Origin of the sequence: Thermogutta sp. (assembly GCF_014359955.1) — a bacterium.
In the GTDB taxonomy this organism is placed as follows: domain Bacteria; phylum Planctomycetota; class Planctomycetia; order Pirellulales; family Thermoguttaceae; genus Thermogutta.
Genome location: NZ_JACIYL010000021.1, coordinates 1 through 14,414 on the forward strand (window position 1 = coordinate 1; position 14,414 = coordinate 14,414).

The window sequence follows — 14,414 nt, forward strand, 5'->3', positions numbered from 1 at the left end:
GATCAGTTACTTCCCCAGGAGGATGAGGCCCTCGTGGCACAGGGCGATGCCCTGGCCGATCGTGATCCGAGAGCCGCGGAGGCCAAGTACCGCGAGGCCATTTCGCGCAATCCGAAGTCCATTCCCGGGCGAATCGCCCTGGCGCGACTGCTCGCAAAGCAGAAGCGTTACGATGAAGCCAAATCCTTGCTCAACGAACTCAGCGATCTGGGAGCGACCTCGGAGGAAGTCGAAAAACTGCGGGCGGAGTTGGAGCTTGCAAATTCGGGCGAGAAGATCGACGTGCAATCCTTGCAAGCGCAGGTGGCTGCCAATCCGGGGGATTTTGATCTCCGTCTGAAGTTTGCCCGTGCCCTGGCTGCCGCCCTCCGTTATGAAGAGGCTTTGGAGGAAGCACTTCGTCTGGTTCAAACGGCTCAGGGCGACCCAAGGGAGGAAGCACGAAAATTGATGCTTCAGATTTTCAGTATTCTCGGGGCCACTCATCCTCTGACGGAAGAGTATCGCCGGCGCCTGACCATGGCACTGTTTTGAATAAAGCCGGAAAACACCCGTGTGTGACAAAATGGCTCACGCGTCGCTACGTTGGTCACCCTTTTTTGGAGTGTCGATGGGCCGGTGTTGAGTATGCCCAATAGAGACGAGTTAAGTGCGGGGGCAGCGCTCATCAGTGTCCGCGGTGCGCGGGTTCACAACCTTAAAAATGTGGATGTGACAATTCCGCTGGGTCGTCTGGTCGTCATAACCGGTCCGAGCGGTTCGGGAAAAAGTTCGCTGGCGTTTGATACGCTCCACGCAGAGGGCCAGCGTCAGTACCTGGAGACACTGACGCCGTACATGCGGCGGATTATCCCGCAACTGGAGCGCCCTGACGTGGATTGGGTGGAGGGACTACCCCCCACGGTGGCTATCGATCAGCGTGGCGGTCCGCCACCACCTCGAAGCACAGTGGGAACACTCACCGAAGTGTATGATCTGCTGCGGCTTCTTTACGTGCGGGTGGGCGAACTCCACTGTCCCAATTGCTCGGCGCCGGTCGTCGGCCAATCACCCCAGGAAATCTGCCAGGCGATTCTCTCCCTCCCTGAGGGAACGCGCCTCATTCTTCTGGCCCCTGTTCCGATCAAGAAATCGCGAAAGGCGTCAGAAATAGTGGCCACGATCCGCAAATTGGGGTTCCCGCGCATTCGGCTCAATGGGCAACTGTGCGATCTTGACGAATTGACGCCCAAGGCCCTTGAAGGAGAATGCCGTGTCGAAGTCGTGGTGGACCGTGTGATCGTCAGACCTGCCATCGAGACGCGATTGCGCGAATCGCTTCAGACCACTCTCCGTATTTCGGATGGACAGGCGGTCATTTCTTACGAAGCCGTCGGGGAAAATGGTGAACCCGTTTGGTTGGAGCGGGTTTTCAGTACTGTTCGTCGCTGTTCTCGCTGTGGTGAGCTCTATCCCGAAGTCGATCTTCGAACTCTCAGCTTTTACAGTCCCCACGGTGCCTGTCCTCAGTGCGAGGGCCTTGGTCTGGTGGACCGATTTGATCCAAACCTGGTGCTTGACTTTTCTCGAGGACTGGAAAACGGGGCGGTGCGAGTGTGGAAAGATGCTCGCGCGAAGCTGAAGCATCACGCCAAAAAGATCGAACGATTGATGAAACAGGGCGGATTCGATTGGTCAACGCCGCTCGGGAGCATTCCCGAAGAGTTCCGCGCAAAACTGATCTTTGGTACCCGACCCTCCGATCAGACTGTGGACAAGTCTCTTCCGAGCCCTCCGACGGCGCGGCGAACACGGAGCACGGAATTCGTGGGAATTCTTCAGCTCCTGGAAGTGGAATATGAGCTGTTGGCAGAAGATTGGCAGCGCCGCGAGTGGGCGGCATTTCGGTCCGAGGTGGCCTGCCCATCCTGTCGGGGAGCTCGTCTTGGTCCGCTGGGACGCTCGGTGATGGTTCAGGGTGTGCCCATTCATGCACTCTGTGCATGGACGATTCCAGAGGTGCGTGCCTTTCTGGAAACGCTCAATCTTCCACCGTATCAGCAGAGCGTGGCAGCGCCGATCATTAAGGAGATCCTGCATCGGCTTGATTTTCTCAATCAGGTCGGGCTCGATTATGTCACGCTGGACAGACGGGGCGAGACTTTGAGCGGCGGGGAACTTCAGCGCGTGCGATTGGCGGCTGGACTAGGGGCCGTATTGAGCGACGTGTGTTACATTGTGGATGAACCGTCAATCGGGCTCCATCCGCGAGATAACGATCGCCTCATTGCTAGTCTCCGTCAACTCGTTGATCGTGGAAACACGGTGATTGTGGTGGAACACGACGAAGCGATCATCCGGGCGGCAGACTGGGTGATCGACATGGGACCTGGCGCTGGACCCGCCGGAGGGCAGGTTGTTGCTGAGGGGGCCGTGGCCGATATCATGGCGCATCCCCACTCTATCACAGGACGTTATCTTGCGGGCCGGGATGCGATTCCTGTTCCCACCCGCCGGCGTCAGCCGCAATCGGGGCGTGAAATTGTCCTCGTAGGGGCCACCACGAACAACCTCAAAAATATCACGGTTCAATTTCCGATTGGACTGCTCGTCTGCATCACCGGAGTGAGCGGGTCTGGAAAGAGCTCGCTTCTCAGCCTGACTCTCGCGCCGGCCTTAAAACGGGCGCTCCTCGGTTTGGGAAACAAGGGCGCGGGATATCAGGAAATTCGCGGCTTCGAAAACGTGGACAGGGTTGTGGATGTCGATCAATCACCCATTGGCAGATCCCCTCGCAGTAATGTCGCGACCTATACCGGGGTGTTTGACGAGATCCGACGGGTGTTTGCCACCACGCGGGATGCACGCCGTTTGGGGTTTCGGGCCGATCGGTTCAGCTTCAATAATCCGGCCGGTCGCTGCGCCGTGTGTCAGGGATTGGGGCAGCAGAAGATCGAGATGGATTTTCTATCCGATATGTACGTCACCTGCCCGGCGTGTCTTGGCCGCCGATTCAACGCCCAAACGCTGGAGGTGCGTTACCGCGATAAGACGATCGCCGACGTACTGGAGATGTCGATCGAGGAAGCACTGGACTTCTTCGAAAATTTTCCCGCCATTGAGACGGTTCTGCGATGCCTGCGGGAGGTTGGGCTGGGCTATCTTCAGCTTGGGCAGAAAGCCGTGGCTCTATCGGGCGGAGAGGCCCAGCGAATCAAGCTGGCAGCCGAATTGGCACGAGGACGCCGAGGAAAAACGGTGTACCTTCTTGACGAACCGACAACCGGTCTTCATAAGGACGATGTGCGGCGTCTCCTTGCCGTCCTGCATCAATTGGTCGACGCAGGAAACACAGTGATCGTGGTGGAGCATCACCTTGACCTGATCAAGTCGGCCGACTGGATTATCGAACTGGGGCCCGAGGGTGGCCGAGAAGGGGGCAACGTGGTGGCCGTGGGAACTCCCGAGGAGATCGCTTCTAACCCCAACAGTCCCACAGGCCGCTATTTGGCTCCAATTCTAAAACGGAGCTAGCATATGATCGGCTGATTGAGGCGGTCGCGCGGCGGGAGAAAGAGTTTTAAACCGACGCGGAATCGACAAAACAAACGACCCCGTTCCCAAAGGATTGGGGCCTCATTATTCACTCTTAACCCGACCAAACCGGATTCAATATCCGCCGGTGTTGGTCTCGCCGCCGTCTCGGGTAGATAGGGCACGGTAAACGGCCAGATCGATCGTATCGGAGATGAAGCGGACTGTACCGTCACCGAACCCAAAATTACCTCCGCCGGGGTGAAAACTTCCGAAGGCTCCGTTGTTAGAGCCATAGACGACCCCTTGTCCCGGTGGGGTGTTAAGGGGATTGTCGGTAGTCCGCAAGGAATCGGTGTGTCGCCCTGCGATCCACCAGCGATTCACACCCTCGGGCGTGTGCGATTTAACGACTTCGCCGACGAAGAATGTGTTGCTCAGCCCGTCGGTGCAGTCGGCATATTTCAGAGAACGAATGTACATGAACATCCCGGTGTTACCGGCTTTAACAGCTCCGCTAATGCCCTGGCTGGGGCCGATCGAACCGGAGCACAGCGCGTAACAACCCGTGGAGTACACAGGTGTCGGATTGTTCACTGTGTAAAGTGGCTCGTCCGTCGATGAGGGGCAGACAAAGACCTGCGGCCGGGTGCGAAAGAGCTGATCGTAATTAGGGATAAGGCTTAACCACCCGGTCGTTGAGGGACCGATGCCACAGTTCGGCGGCTGAATGGCCCCTAACTGGAAACCGATTTGGTCGTAAATATTTTTCGCTTCCAGGTATGGCAGCAGCATGACGAAGCCGCTGGTTCCCTGGCGCTTGTAATCCGGCACAGCATTAGAACCCGAAGTCGGGGCAAGGCCGTAGTAGTTGGAACAGTCCGACCCCATTCGGCCAGGGGGCAGAGATTTTACCGCCTGCTCGTAATTGGCCATGGCAAGCGTGATCTGCTTCAAATTGTTGGTGCACTGGGACCTTCGCGCTGCTTCTCGGGCGGCTTGGACGGCCGGTAATAGAAGCGCGATGAGGATCCCAATGATGGCGATCACCACGAGAAGCTCCACGAGCGTGAAGCCAGGAGACCGCGATGGGCGACACGTTTTGACAGACAGCATACGGGACCTCCATTAAACAACAATGACGGGAAACGGAAACGCCAAACCGACGTTAAAGTGATCAAAACTTGTTCGGATCATCTGAAATTGGGGTAGCCTGAACTTTTTTCAGGGGACCGCTGATATCAATCCGGAGCGAGTCGGTGGGTTTGTCGATGGTCACCGTTAAACCACTTGTCTCAGGATCGGCATATTTCTCATCAATGAGCGAGACACTTTCCTGTCCGACCATCGCATTAAGGATGATAGCAACTTTGTGCGTACCGGGCACACAGCCGTCACCCTCCTCAAAAGTTGTGAGTGTGAACTTCCCGGTTTGCGGATCAATCTGACCGGTGGCGGCTCGTGTTCCTTCGGGCACCACGCGGATGAACCCCGGCACCCCCGCTGCAAGTGGTTGACCATCGATGAAAACCTGACCTGACACTTTGACGAGCCGGGGCCTCCCTTTTCCACAACCAGGAATCACCAGCGAGACCACAATCAGCAGTAACAGGACCGGCAAACGAGACGGAGCGCAACGTTGAGTCATCCGCGGATTCTCCAGTTAAGTCACAAAGACACATCAGTGCACGGGAATGCAATGTTCGCGTGGCAGAAACCTGGTGTCTGGGCTGGCATTTCTACCACGCAATATGGCCAGACCAAACAATATTAGTCAAGATGTAAGAAATGCGAACTGTTTAATAAAAAAGACGATCTGCCTGTTGACAGTACATTGGAACAAACTTTTTCAGTAGACCAAACAAAAAAGGTCGCCGGTCTTGCGACCGACGACCCGGCTCGGAGGAGGGACGTCAGCTTGGCTGCGTGTTATTGCGTGATGCCGAGCTTTTCTTCCTCTTCTTCCGCAATGATGATCCGCGGCGTGACCATCATCATGAGGCTCTGGGTTTCACGCCCGACACCCACGTTCTTGAACAGGCGATTGACGTAGGGGATCTTGTCGAGCATGGGCACGCCGAACTCGTTGCGGCCTTCGCTCAATCGCTTGATCCCACCGAGGAGCACCGTTCCGCCGTCGGGGACACTCACAGTCGTCAACACGTAGAAGGAGGCTACGGTCGGCAACTGAACGGTCGTGCCGGAACGCGTTGTGCTGCGTGAATTGGCGTTCCTGGTGTTGTCGTTCGGTGTCTCCTGGTTACCTTCAGCCGACGTGCTTTCTGTGGTAGTCTCGGAACCCGTGAAGGTGAATTCGTTCACCTCCTTGATCCGTGCGAAGTAGGGAATAACCGTCATCCGCACGAATCGCCGGTCCTGTGAGACGACAGGTTGCACCGTCAGGAAAGTCCCTTCATGAACCATCGTGACCACGGGCTGCTGAGCCGCCGCGAAGTCACCAACCACCGGGATCACGCTGATCACGAAGGGGCTGGTGGACTGGTCGGCCACGATGCCGTACTGCCCGTTGAACAGCGTCACCTTGGGGGCTTGCAGCACGTTGGACCGGCGGTCACCCTGTGCAGCCTCGATGAAGAAGAACGCCTCAATATCGCTCAGGATCGCAAATCCGAGCTGGGCACCTGCGGTCGGGTCGTAGCCACCGAATTGCGGAACTGCGAGGCTGAAACTCCCCTGGCGGAAAGGAATGTCGAGGTCCGCGCTGAACACGTTGGGCGCTGACAGACCCACCGTTACACCCTTGCCGCTGTCGCGGTCACGCAGATCGCGGGTATCAATCTGTTCATCAGCGTCACCAGTGGGATCACCCTGCTGTACGATCTGCCCAAAGCGAACACCCCGACGGCCGTCGATCTTGTCGTCGATGTCGAAATCGAAGTCCACACCGATCCGTTCGAAGAAGTTGTCGTTGAGGGTGATGAACCGAACTTCCACCGTGACCTGGAGGTCCTGCATGCGACGGAGTTGCTCCAGCAGATCGGAAATCTGTTCGTGAACCTCCTGGGTCTGGCTGATGACCAGGCTCAGGTTTGTGGGGAAGGGAGAAATCGAACCGGGGCCGCCCACCGTGTCCCACGTATCAGGTGCGACCGTGGTTTCGATGAGATCGATGAGGCTCTGGAAGTCGGCAAGAGCGGCACCACCCATTCCACCAGGACCGGTTGTGATGGGAGCGTTAGCTCCGCCCGGCGACGCATGGGCGGCAGCAGTGGACATCTGGGCGAGAATCGAGGGGTTCACGCCAGCCGTCGCTTTCGAGCCGTCGCGGGTTGCAACCACGGCAACGGGGGCCAGCGGTGAGCCTGTCTGATTCACACCCAGTTGGGCCAGAGCCGTGCTGTAGGAATCCGCGAGTGTATTCACCTCGCCCCTGAAATTGGGAATGGGAGAGACGAGGTCGGCGACATTGTACACGACCGGATACACGGTACCTCGGCGGTACTGCTCGCTCGTAATCTTCAGGACGTCGTCCTTGATGACGTAGGAGAGATGGAGCGGCTCAAGCACCAGATTCAGGGCACTCTTGAGCGAGATTTCCTGCGTCAGGTTGATCGTCACCGGCGTATCCGTGGTGACACCCTCCGCGGCGAGACCGGCTGGATCGACGTGGATATTGACGTCCACCAGCTTTGCGAGATAATCCAGCACCCGACCGAGCGGAGCATTCTCGAACTGCATCATAACGAGCGTGTTCAGCTTCTGCTCGATTTCCAGCTCCCGGGCGGAGCGCTGGCGACCGGTCTCGGTAAACTTGGAGCGACGCTTGGTCAGGTCTGCCCAGGACTTGGCGTCGGGCATCACATAGGGATTGGAGTCATCGAACGGAATGGACGCCTTGTCCACCGACGCCAGTTGAGCCAGGAATCCCTGCTCTTTCTGGTCGCGGATGGCCATGCTCTCGCTGTACTGGCGGATGAACCGGGCGTTAAGGACGAGTTGCCTGGTCACCGGATTGTCGGGATCCAGTTCTGCCGCTTTCTTGGCTACGACCTCCGCCTCGGCGAATCGCTGCTCTCGCATGAGCTGATTGTATTGCTCCACGAGCTGGGCCAGCTTGTTCTGACGATCGAGGTTGGACTGCTGTTCTTCGGCAATTTTCTGAGTAATCTCTTGATTCTTCTTTTCCCGCTCAATGCGTGGGCGATTCTGTTCCAGGTAATACTGGAAGTCCGCAATCTGCCGATCGAGTCTCCGTAGGAGTTGGTCCCGCGTCGTCAGGTCCAGCGTGGCATTGTCCACCGTCTTTCGCGCATCCTGCAGGATTTGCAGAGCCTTTTCCGGATCCTTTTCCCGCAGGCTTAAGGCTTGCGACTCTTTGAGGGAAATGTCTGCCACAAGCTGCCTGGTGGCCAGTTGCTGCTGAGTCATCGCATCCGGTGCGGCCAACCCCGGATTGGCAGCGGCCTGAGTGACGGCACGGGCAGCCTCTTGCTGCAGGACGTCCTGGACCCGTTGGACCGTGACGGGATCCATTTCGTTAAAGTATGCCGTGGACTGGCGAAAGTATTCCATGGCGGCGGCATGGTCACCGCGGCGCAGCGCCTCTTCGGCCTGTCTCACAAGCGCCATCCCGCGGCTTTCACCCGCAGGCGAAGTGGTGGCTTCCGGGCTGAACGGGCTGCCCGGTGTGGCCGGTGCCTGCTGGTAGACGCCGGCCGGAACGTTGCGAGTCATGTCGCGAGTCGGATCATAAACCGCAGCGGCGGCGACATTCCCATTGTAGGCACCTGCGGCAGGAACCACGGTCTGAGCACCCGCCGGCTGCACGCCGAGACGCTGCTTCATCTGCTGGATGTCAGCGAGCACACGGCCCGGGGAGTCTTCCTGTGGGCTGAAGGCACCTTCCGGCACGCGGAGCATCGCTGCCTGGTTAGCCAGCGTTTCCGCCGTGCTCAAGTCCCCGGCAGTCAGTGCTGCACGAGCCTGCGCCAGAATCTGCAGCACCCGCTGCTTTTGTGCGGCCAGATCGCTCCCCTGAGCTCGCCGCGCGCGCTCGGCGGAGATCCGCTGGAGAACCGTTTCCGGTTTCATCTCGAAGGGGCTGAAGGTGATTCCCTGTTGAGCGGCCAATTGGGCAAGCCGTTCTGCTTCGTCCAGGTCACCCCAGCGCAGCAATCCGTCTGCCTCTTCCAACAGAAGCTTTGCGTAGAGGCGACGCCACCCTTCGGTTTGCGACCGCTCGGCCTTCTGGGCCATCAAATTTTCGTGGGTCTGGATGAGTGCCTCGACCCGTTCCGGTGAGTCCTCGAACCGCCCGTAGGTAAGTCCGAGAGAACGCACCTGGTCAAGGTATCGTCGCGCTGTTTTGACATCGCCCAGGGCAAGGGCTCGTCTTGCTTCCAGGAGCCATTGATCACTCTGCATCTGGGCGGGTGACTTGCCTGAAGCACTGGTGGGAGGGGCCACCTGCGTGATTTGACCCACCGGGGGCAAGGGATTGACCGACGCCGGGGTACTGGATGTGCCGACTGATATCTGGCCGCCCATTTTGCGGATGTCCTCCGCCAGTTTGGCCGGCGAATCCTCTTCCGGGCTGAAAGTTGCCGGGAGGGCGGCGGCCATCTGGCACCATTGCGCCGCTTCCGTCAGATTCCCCCGAATCAGGGCCATCCGACCGTTGCGGACATACGTTTTCGCCTGGGTTTTAGGATCCGGTGTGGATTCGGTGAGGTTCCGTGCACCGAAGGGATCCTGCACCGGACCAGCGTTGGTTCCCCGGCTCCCTCGGGCGTTTTCCAGAGCCCGGCGGACCTTTTCCGGGGTATCGCCCAGATAGAGAGGGGGATACTTGACTCCCAGGCTCTCTGCTTGCTGGAGGAGTTGTTCGGCGCCTTCGTAATTCCTCTCGGCGATCGCCTGTCGCGCCCGGGCCAGTAAGTCGTCACACTGGCGGCGGAGCACTTCAGGACTGGATGGTGTGCCAACCCCAGGTGCTTGACTGGGGTTTTGGCCCCAAAGCTGTCCGTTCACCATCATGAACGCCAGGCAGATCGCTGCCACTCCGCGGAAGAACACAGTCGGTGCGTTCAAGCCAGCTCTCCTTTCGAGATCACCCAGACTCCGTTCGGTACCTCGTGTTGTGTCCATCGGACCGCTATCGCTCCGTTTGATGAGAATCCGCACCGGCATACGGGATCGCCTCCATGCGATGCCACACACGCCGCAAATCCTCGCCTGCTCCACCCTGCGGGAGTCCTCACCATCGGCGAGGAATGCCTGATTTCCCTGCGATGTGATTCGCTATAGCGCGGGATAAATACTGATGCTACGTTACTGGGTCAAGAGTGATTGTTCGCAATTCTAAAGTCCCCCGGCTCATCGTGATGGCACTTGTACGGGTGGGCGCGAAACAGCGTCCTCCATGATTGCCCGCTATCGGGCGCGCGAGTCATCGGCACCTCTTCATCACGCCACAGGCCACTCCTGCGACCGCGAATGAGCCGGAGCCAATGGCGAGGCGAAAAATAGCCAAGGTTTCATGACGGGTCAACACCAAAAATTTGAAGAGCTGGCGATGAGTGACCGGTTCCATCCGCGAGGTGAACCGTCACGCTCCAGACAAGCCGTTTCACCGCAGATGTGACGCCCCAGAGCGAACTGGAAGTTACGGTTTTCTCCAGGGCTGGGCGAAGCAGAATGGGCCTGACCGTGACCGATCTGCGCCGCCACGAGTTACATTACAATATCGAAAACGCAGACCACATAATGTGCGCCCGTCATCAGCACCGGTCACCAAAATCGAGAAAAATCACCGCTCAAACCAGTTGCGGAACATGTGGATGGTGGCGGCTCTTCCCATCCGTGCTATGGAGGTGGTCAGCGGGATTTCCTTCGGACACACCTTGACGCAGTTCTGGGCATTGCCGCAGACCTGAATGCCACCTTCGGCAATGAGCGCGTCGAGGCGGTCCCGGCTGTTCATTTTGCCCACGGGGTGACTGTTGAACAGATCAATCTGTGCGATGGCGGCCGCACCCATGAAGTGTCGGTTAGTAATTTCCGCTTCGCGTCGGCGGTAGTCGTCTTCCGATTCTCCAGGCAGCCGCTTGACCTCGATTTTGAGGTACTGCGGGCATGCTTCCATGCAGCAGCCACAGCTCATGCATTTGCTGAGCACGTAGGCAATCTCCTGCATTTCCTGGGATTGCCGCAACGGCGGGCCCAGGTCCAGGTAACTGTCCACAGGAATCCACGCCTTGATCTTTTTGAGAGTGGCGAAAATCCGGGTGCGATCCACCACCAGATCGCGGATGACCGGAAACTTGGTCATGGGTTCAAGCCGTATGCCGGCAGGTCGATCCGCCAGGAGTTTATCCACCAATGCGGTGCAGGCCTGTCGCACGCGCCCGTTGATCACCATTGTGCATGCGCCACAGACCTCCTCCAAGCAGTTGCACTCCCAGGCAACCGGGGGAACACGCTTGCCATCAGCGTTTACGCCGAGTTCCGCAATCTTTTGAAGAACGCTGATGACGTTCATGTCTGATTCATAGGGAACACGAAAGCGCTCCCAGTAGCTCGGTCGCCCTGGTGCGTCCTGTCGCTTGACTTCCACGAGAAACTCGCGGGGTGGAGTGGACGATGTATGAACGGACGGCATAGGTCACTCTCGTCAGCGATTGCCTTGACTACATCGGCAGGAGCCGTACCAATCCTCCTGTCTGTTGCTCCCGCTTGATCGTTGCGAAACGTCAATCTCCGAAGTGTTCGGTTTCCACTGCAGCTGTCCGATGCAATGGACAGGACCGTACGCAGGCGCTTTGATGGAAACCATCACACTCTGATCGCTTGCTGTTTGGCTCGGGTTCGCTCTTTCCAAACTTCTTCAATGACCTCTCCGCCCACCACGCCATACAGACGCGGTCGTGGGGGAATGAGTGATGTATCCACTTCTTCGTAGGATATCTCTGGATCACCGTTTGGTCCGCAGACGGCGATCGTGGATTTCAACCACCGGCGGTTGTTCTCCTCAAACCGATCACACCATTCCTCGGCCTGGCGGCGCCTTTCTGCGGGGTCAGTTGCGGTGATGGACGGGAGCTGGAACTCCGGCTTGAAATGGGCTCCCCGACATTCATCTCGCAGGCGAGCGCCCTTCAGAATCGCCTTGGCCAGGGGGAACATGTCCATCAAAGCCCGCACGAAGACAATGTTCTGATTTGTCCACAGCCCACGATCGGCGATCCCGCACCGAGCGGCACGTTCCTGAAGCTCGCACACCTGGGCGTACGCCCGATCAAGTTCGTCGTTGTGCCGAACAACCGTGGCTGCCTTGGTCATCACCTTCCCCAGTTCCTGATGGATCTTGTATGGATTGTCTCCATCTGCGGGGCGTGCGAGCAGTGATTCGAATCGCCGCCGATGTTCCCGCTCCGCCTGTTCCAACAACCGGCTGGGTACCTTGCGCTGTCCATTTTGGTGGAGGATCTCGATGTACGAGACAATACTTGGGGCGACGATCAGGCCGCTAAAGATACAAGAGAGCAGGGAATTGGCGCCCAGTCGGTTGGCACCGTGATACTGATAGTCGCACTCACCAACGGCGAACACGCCTTGCAAAGAGGTGTGATGGTTGCGCGGAGACCCAATCCGTAACCCGCCTGACTCTGTGCGTTCGTAGTCCACCCACAACCCACCCATCGAATAGTGAACGGCGGGAAAGATTTTCATCGGTACGACGCGAGGATCGACCCCCTGGAACTTCTGGTAAATCTCCAGAATGCCGCCCAATTTGCGGTCAAGAACCTCCCGCGGCAGATGTGTGAGATCGAGGTACACGCAGAGCCGATCCTTTTCGACACTGAGCCCCTCTTCCGTACAGACCTTGAAAATCTCCCGCGTGGCAATATCGCGCGGCACCAGGTTGCCGTATTTTGGGTATCGTTCCTCCAGGAAGTAATATCGCTCGTGCTCGGGAATCTCCTGCGGCGGTCGGGGATCCTGGGGACGGCGGGGGACCCAGATCCGGCCTCCTTCCCCGCGGGCCGACTCACTCATCAGCCGGAGCTTGTCAGCCCCCGGGATCGCAGTCGGATGGACCTGAATGAACTCCGGGTTGCCGTACTTGGCGCCTGCCTGGTACGTGCGACTCGCCGCGCTCCCGTTGCACGCCATCGACATCGTCGATCGCCCGAAGATGACCCCACATCCTCCAGACGCGATGACCACTGCGTCCGCCGGCAAAGCGCGGATCTCCATGCTGACCAGGTCCTGAACCACACACCCCCGGCAGATACCGTTTTCGTCCAGTATGGGCCCCAAATAGTCCCAGAATTCATACTTGCGAACCTTCCCGGCGACTTCCCAGCGGCGGACCTGCTCGTCAAGGGCATAGAGGAGTTGCTGTCCCGTTGTGGCCCCCGCAAACGCCGTGCGTGGGTACAGCGTACCACCGAATCGTCGCTGATCGCGAAATCCCTCCGGAGTCCGATTGAATGTGACCCCCAGCCGATCCATCAGGTCTATGATTCGGGGGGCCCATTCAGTCATCTCTTTGACCGGTGGCTGATGCTGCAGAAAGTCCCCCCCATACACGGTGTCGTCGAAGTGCTTCCACTCGCTGTCGCCCAACTGTCGGGTGAGATGGTTCACGCTGTTGATCCCACCCTGCGCACACACGCTGTGAGAGCGTTTGACGGGCGTCAAACTCACGAGATCAACGTGGACGCCCAGTTCGGCAAGCTTCATCGTCGCAGATAAACCTGCCAATCCACCGCCCACGACGACAACGTGCATCTCATCCATTGTTCTCACCCAAAAATGTCACGCGTTGCGGTTAGTTGCAGTGGCGACGCCAACCTGCCCCGCGATACCGGCGGGGAACCAGCGTCCCACCACCTGTGCAACGTCCAACTTCGTTGGACCATTTCTCCCTGTAACCCGCCCTCTCCGCTCGCTCAAGCCTCGGTGGGTGTCGGAGTCTTTCATCTTCGGGCGAACACCGATCGCCCCACGCTACTCTGCCGGCATGACCGGCATCGGAAGCGGAACCGACACCCGGTTTGCGGTTTGGGGCGACTCCTTGGCTGTCTCCATTCCGTACAGGGCAGCGACGGCGATGCCCCCCAAAAACAACCCCACAATCAGGCAAAAGATGGAAGCGGCCCTCTGAGCACGGGGACTGATCCAGATCCCCCATGTGATCCCGAAGGTCCAAATACCATTAGCGAAGTGATAAACGCATGAGAGCACCCCGACAGCATACAGGACCCCGATCAGCGGCGAAGCCTGAATTGCCTTGGCCGCGGTGATCACGTTGGCCGGGTCGAACTGTTTTCCGCCCAGAGGTTTAGCCACATTTTCCACCCACCACTCGAACTTGAACCAACCATGCATGTGGAAAACGTGCCAAAAGATGAAGAAGAACGCGATCACTCCCGTCCAGCGCTGAAGTGTGTAGCGAATATTTTCCAGGTAGGGATACTGGCGGACGTTGCGCTTGCCCCGTGATACGATCATCATGCCGATCACCGCGTGGAAGATGATGGGCAGAAAGATGAAAGGCCATTCAAGAAGCATGATCGTGGTCGGGCCGAGGCTGTGTATAAGCCCCACACGATACTGGAAAATTTCCACGCCGTCTGCTATTGACGCATTCGTAGCCAGATGGAAGATAAGAAAGCCACCTACCGGCACCAATCCGGTAAAGGAGTGAAGCCGCCGAATGGTAAACTCGTGCTTGCCAAAGAAAGATGCCAGATCAAACCAAGCCACGGCCGACTACCTCATTCCGTCCAATAGGAGGGTACAATGCTCCCCATCTGCGGGATCCTGCAGAAAGCCGCTGTGTCAATTATGCCAGATGATATCGGTCGATATCAATCATTAACCAGTATACGGCGGACAACCCCTGCTATGCAATGAGACGGCAACCGAATGGT

The 14,414-nt window shown here is 58.1% G+C and carries 8 protein-coding genes; 2 read left to right on the plus strand and 6 right to left on the minus strand.

The genetic code is table 11. From position 1 onward, the window contains the following. Positions 1-534: tetratricopeptide repeat protein (locus H5U08_RS01470; RefSeq protein ID WP_297029409.1), on the plus strand; the 534-nt coding region annotated here is incomplete at its 5' end. Positions 535-627: 93 nt separating this feature from the next. Then, the gene (uvrA, locus tag H5U08_RS01475) at positions 628-3,513 is read left to right on the plus strand and encodes an excinuclease ABC subunit UvrA (RefSeq protein WP_297029410.1); all 2,886 of its coding nucleotides are present in this window, start codon (positions 628-630) and stop codon (positions 3,511-3,513) included. A gap of 135 nt (positions 3,514-3,648) precedes the next feature. Here uvrA and H5U08_RS01480 read toward each other — a convergent pair whose 3' ends face one another. The 6 genes from H5U08_RS01480 to H5U08_RS01505 all read right to left on the minus strand — a co-directional run bounded on the left by H5U08_RS01480 (position 3,649) and on the right by H5U08_RS01505 (position 14,247). Continuing rightward, positions 3,649-4,629 carry a DUF1559 domain-containing protein gene (locus H5U08_RS01480; RefSeq protein WP_297029412.1) on the minus strand — a complete coding sequence of 327 codons (981 nt, stop codon included), beginning with the start codon at positions 4,627-4,629 and terminating at the stop codon, positions 3,649-3,651. A 61-nt stretch (positions 4,630-4,690) separates the two neighbouring features. Then, positions 4,691-5,161 (minus strand): hypothetical protein, encoded by a 471-nt coding sequence (locus H5U08_RS01485; protein ID WP_297029414.1) that lies wholly within the window; start codon positions 5,159-5,161, stop codon positions 4,691-4,693. 281 nt (positions 5,162-5,442) lie between these two features. Next, complete coding sequence (locus H5U08_RS01490) at positions 5,443-9,564, minus strand: general secretion pathway protein GspD (protein ID WP_297029416.1); 4,122 nt, start codon at positions 9,562-9,564, stop codon at positions 5,443-5,445. Between the two features lie 718 nt (positions 9,565-10,282). Beyond that, the gene (gene sdhB, locus H5U08_RS01495; protein ID WP_297029417.1) at positions 10,283-11,134 is read right to left on the minus strand and encodes a succinate dehydrogenase iron-sulfur subunit; all 852 of its coding nucleotides are present in this window, start codon (positions 11,132-11,134) and stop codon (positions 10,283-10,285) included. Between the two features lie 173 nt (positions 11,135-11,307). Beyond that, positions 11,308-13,278 (minus strand): succinate dehydrogenase flavoprotein subunit, encoded by a 1,971-nt coding sequence (gene sdhA / locus H5U08_RS01500; RefSeq protein ID WP_297029419.1) that lies wholly within the window; start codon positions 13,276-13,278, stop codon positions 11,308-11,310. A gap of 210 nt (positions 13,279-13,488) precedes the next feature. Further along, complete coding sequence (locus tag H5U08_RS01505) at positions 13,489-14,247, minus strand: succinate dehydrogenase cytochrome b558 subunit (protein ID WP_297029421.1); 759 nt, start codon at positions 14,245-14,247, stop codon at positions 13,489-13,491. Positions 14,248-14,414 lie beyond the last annotated feature (167 nt).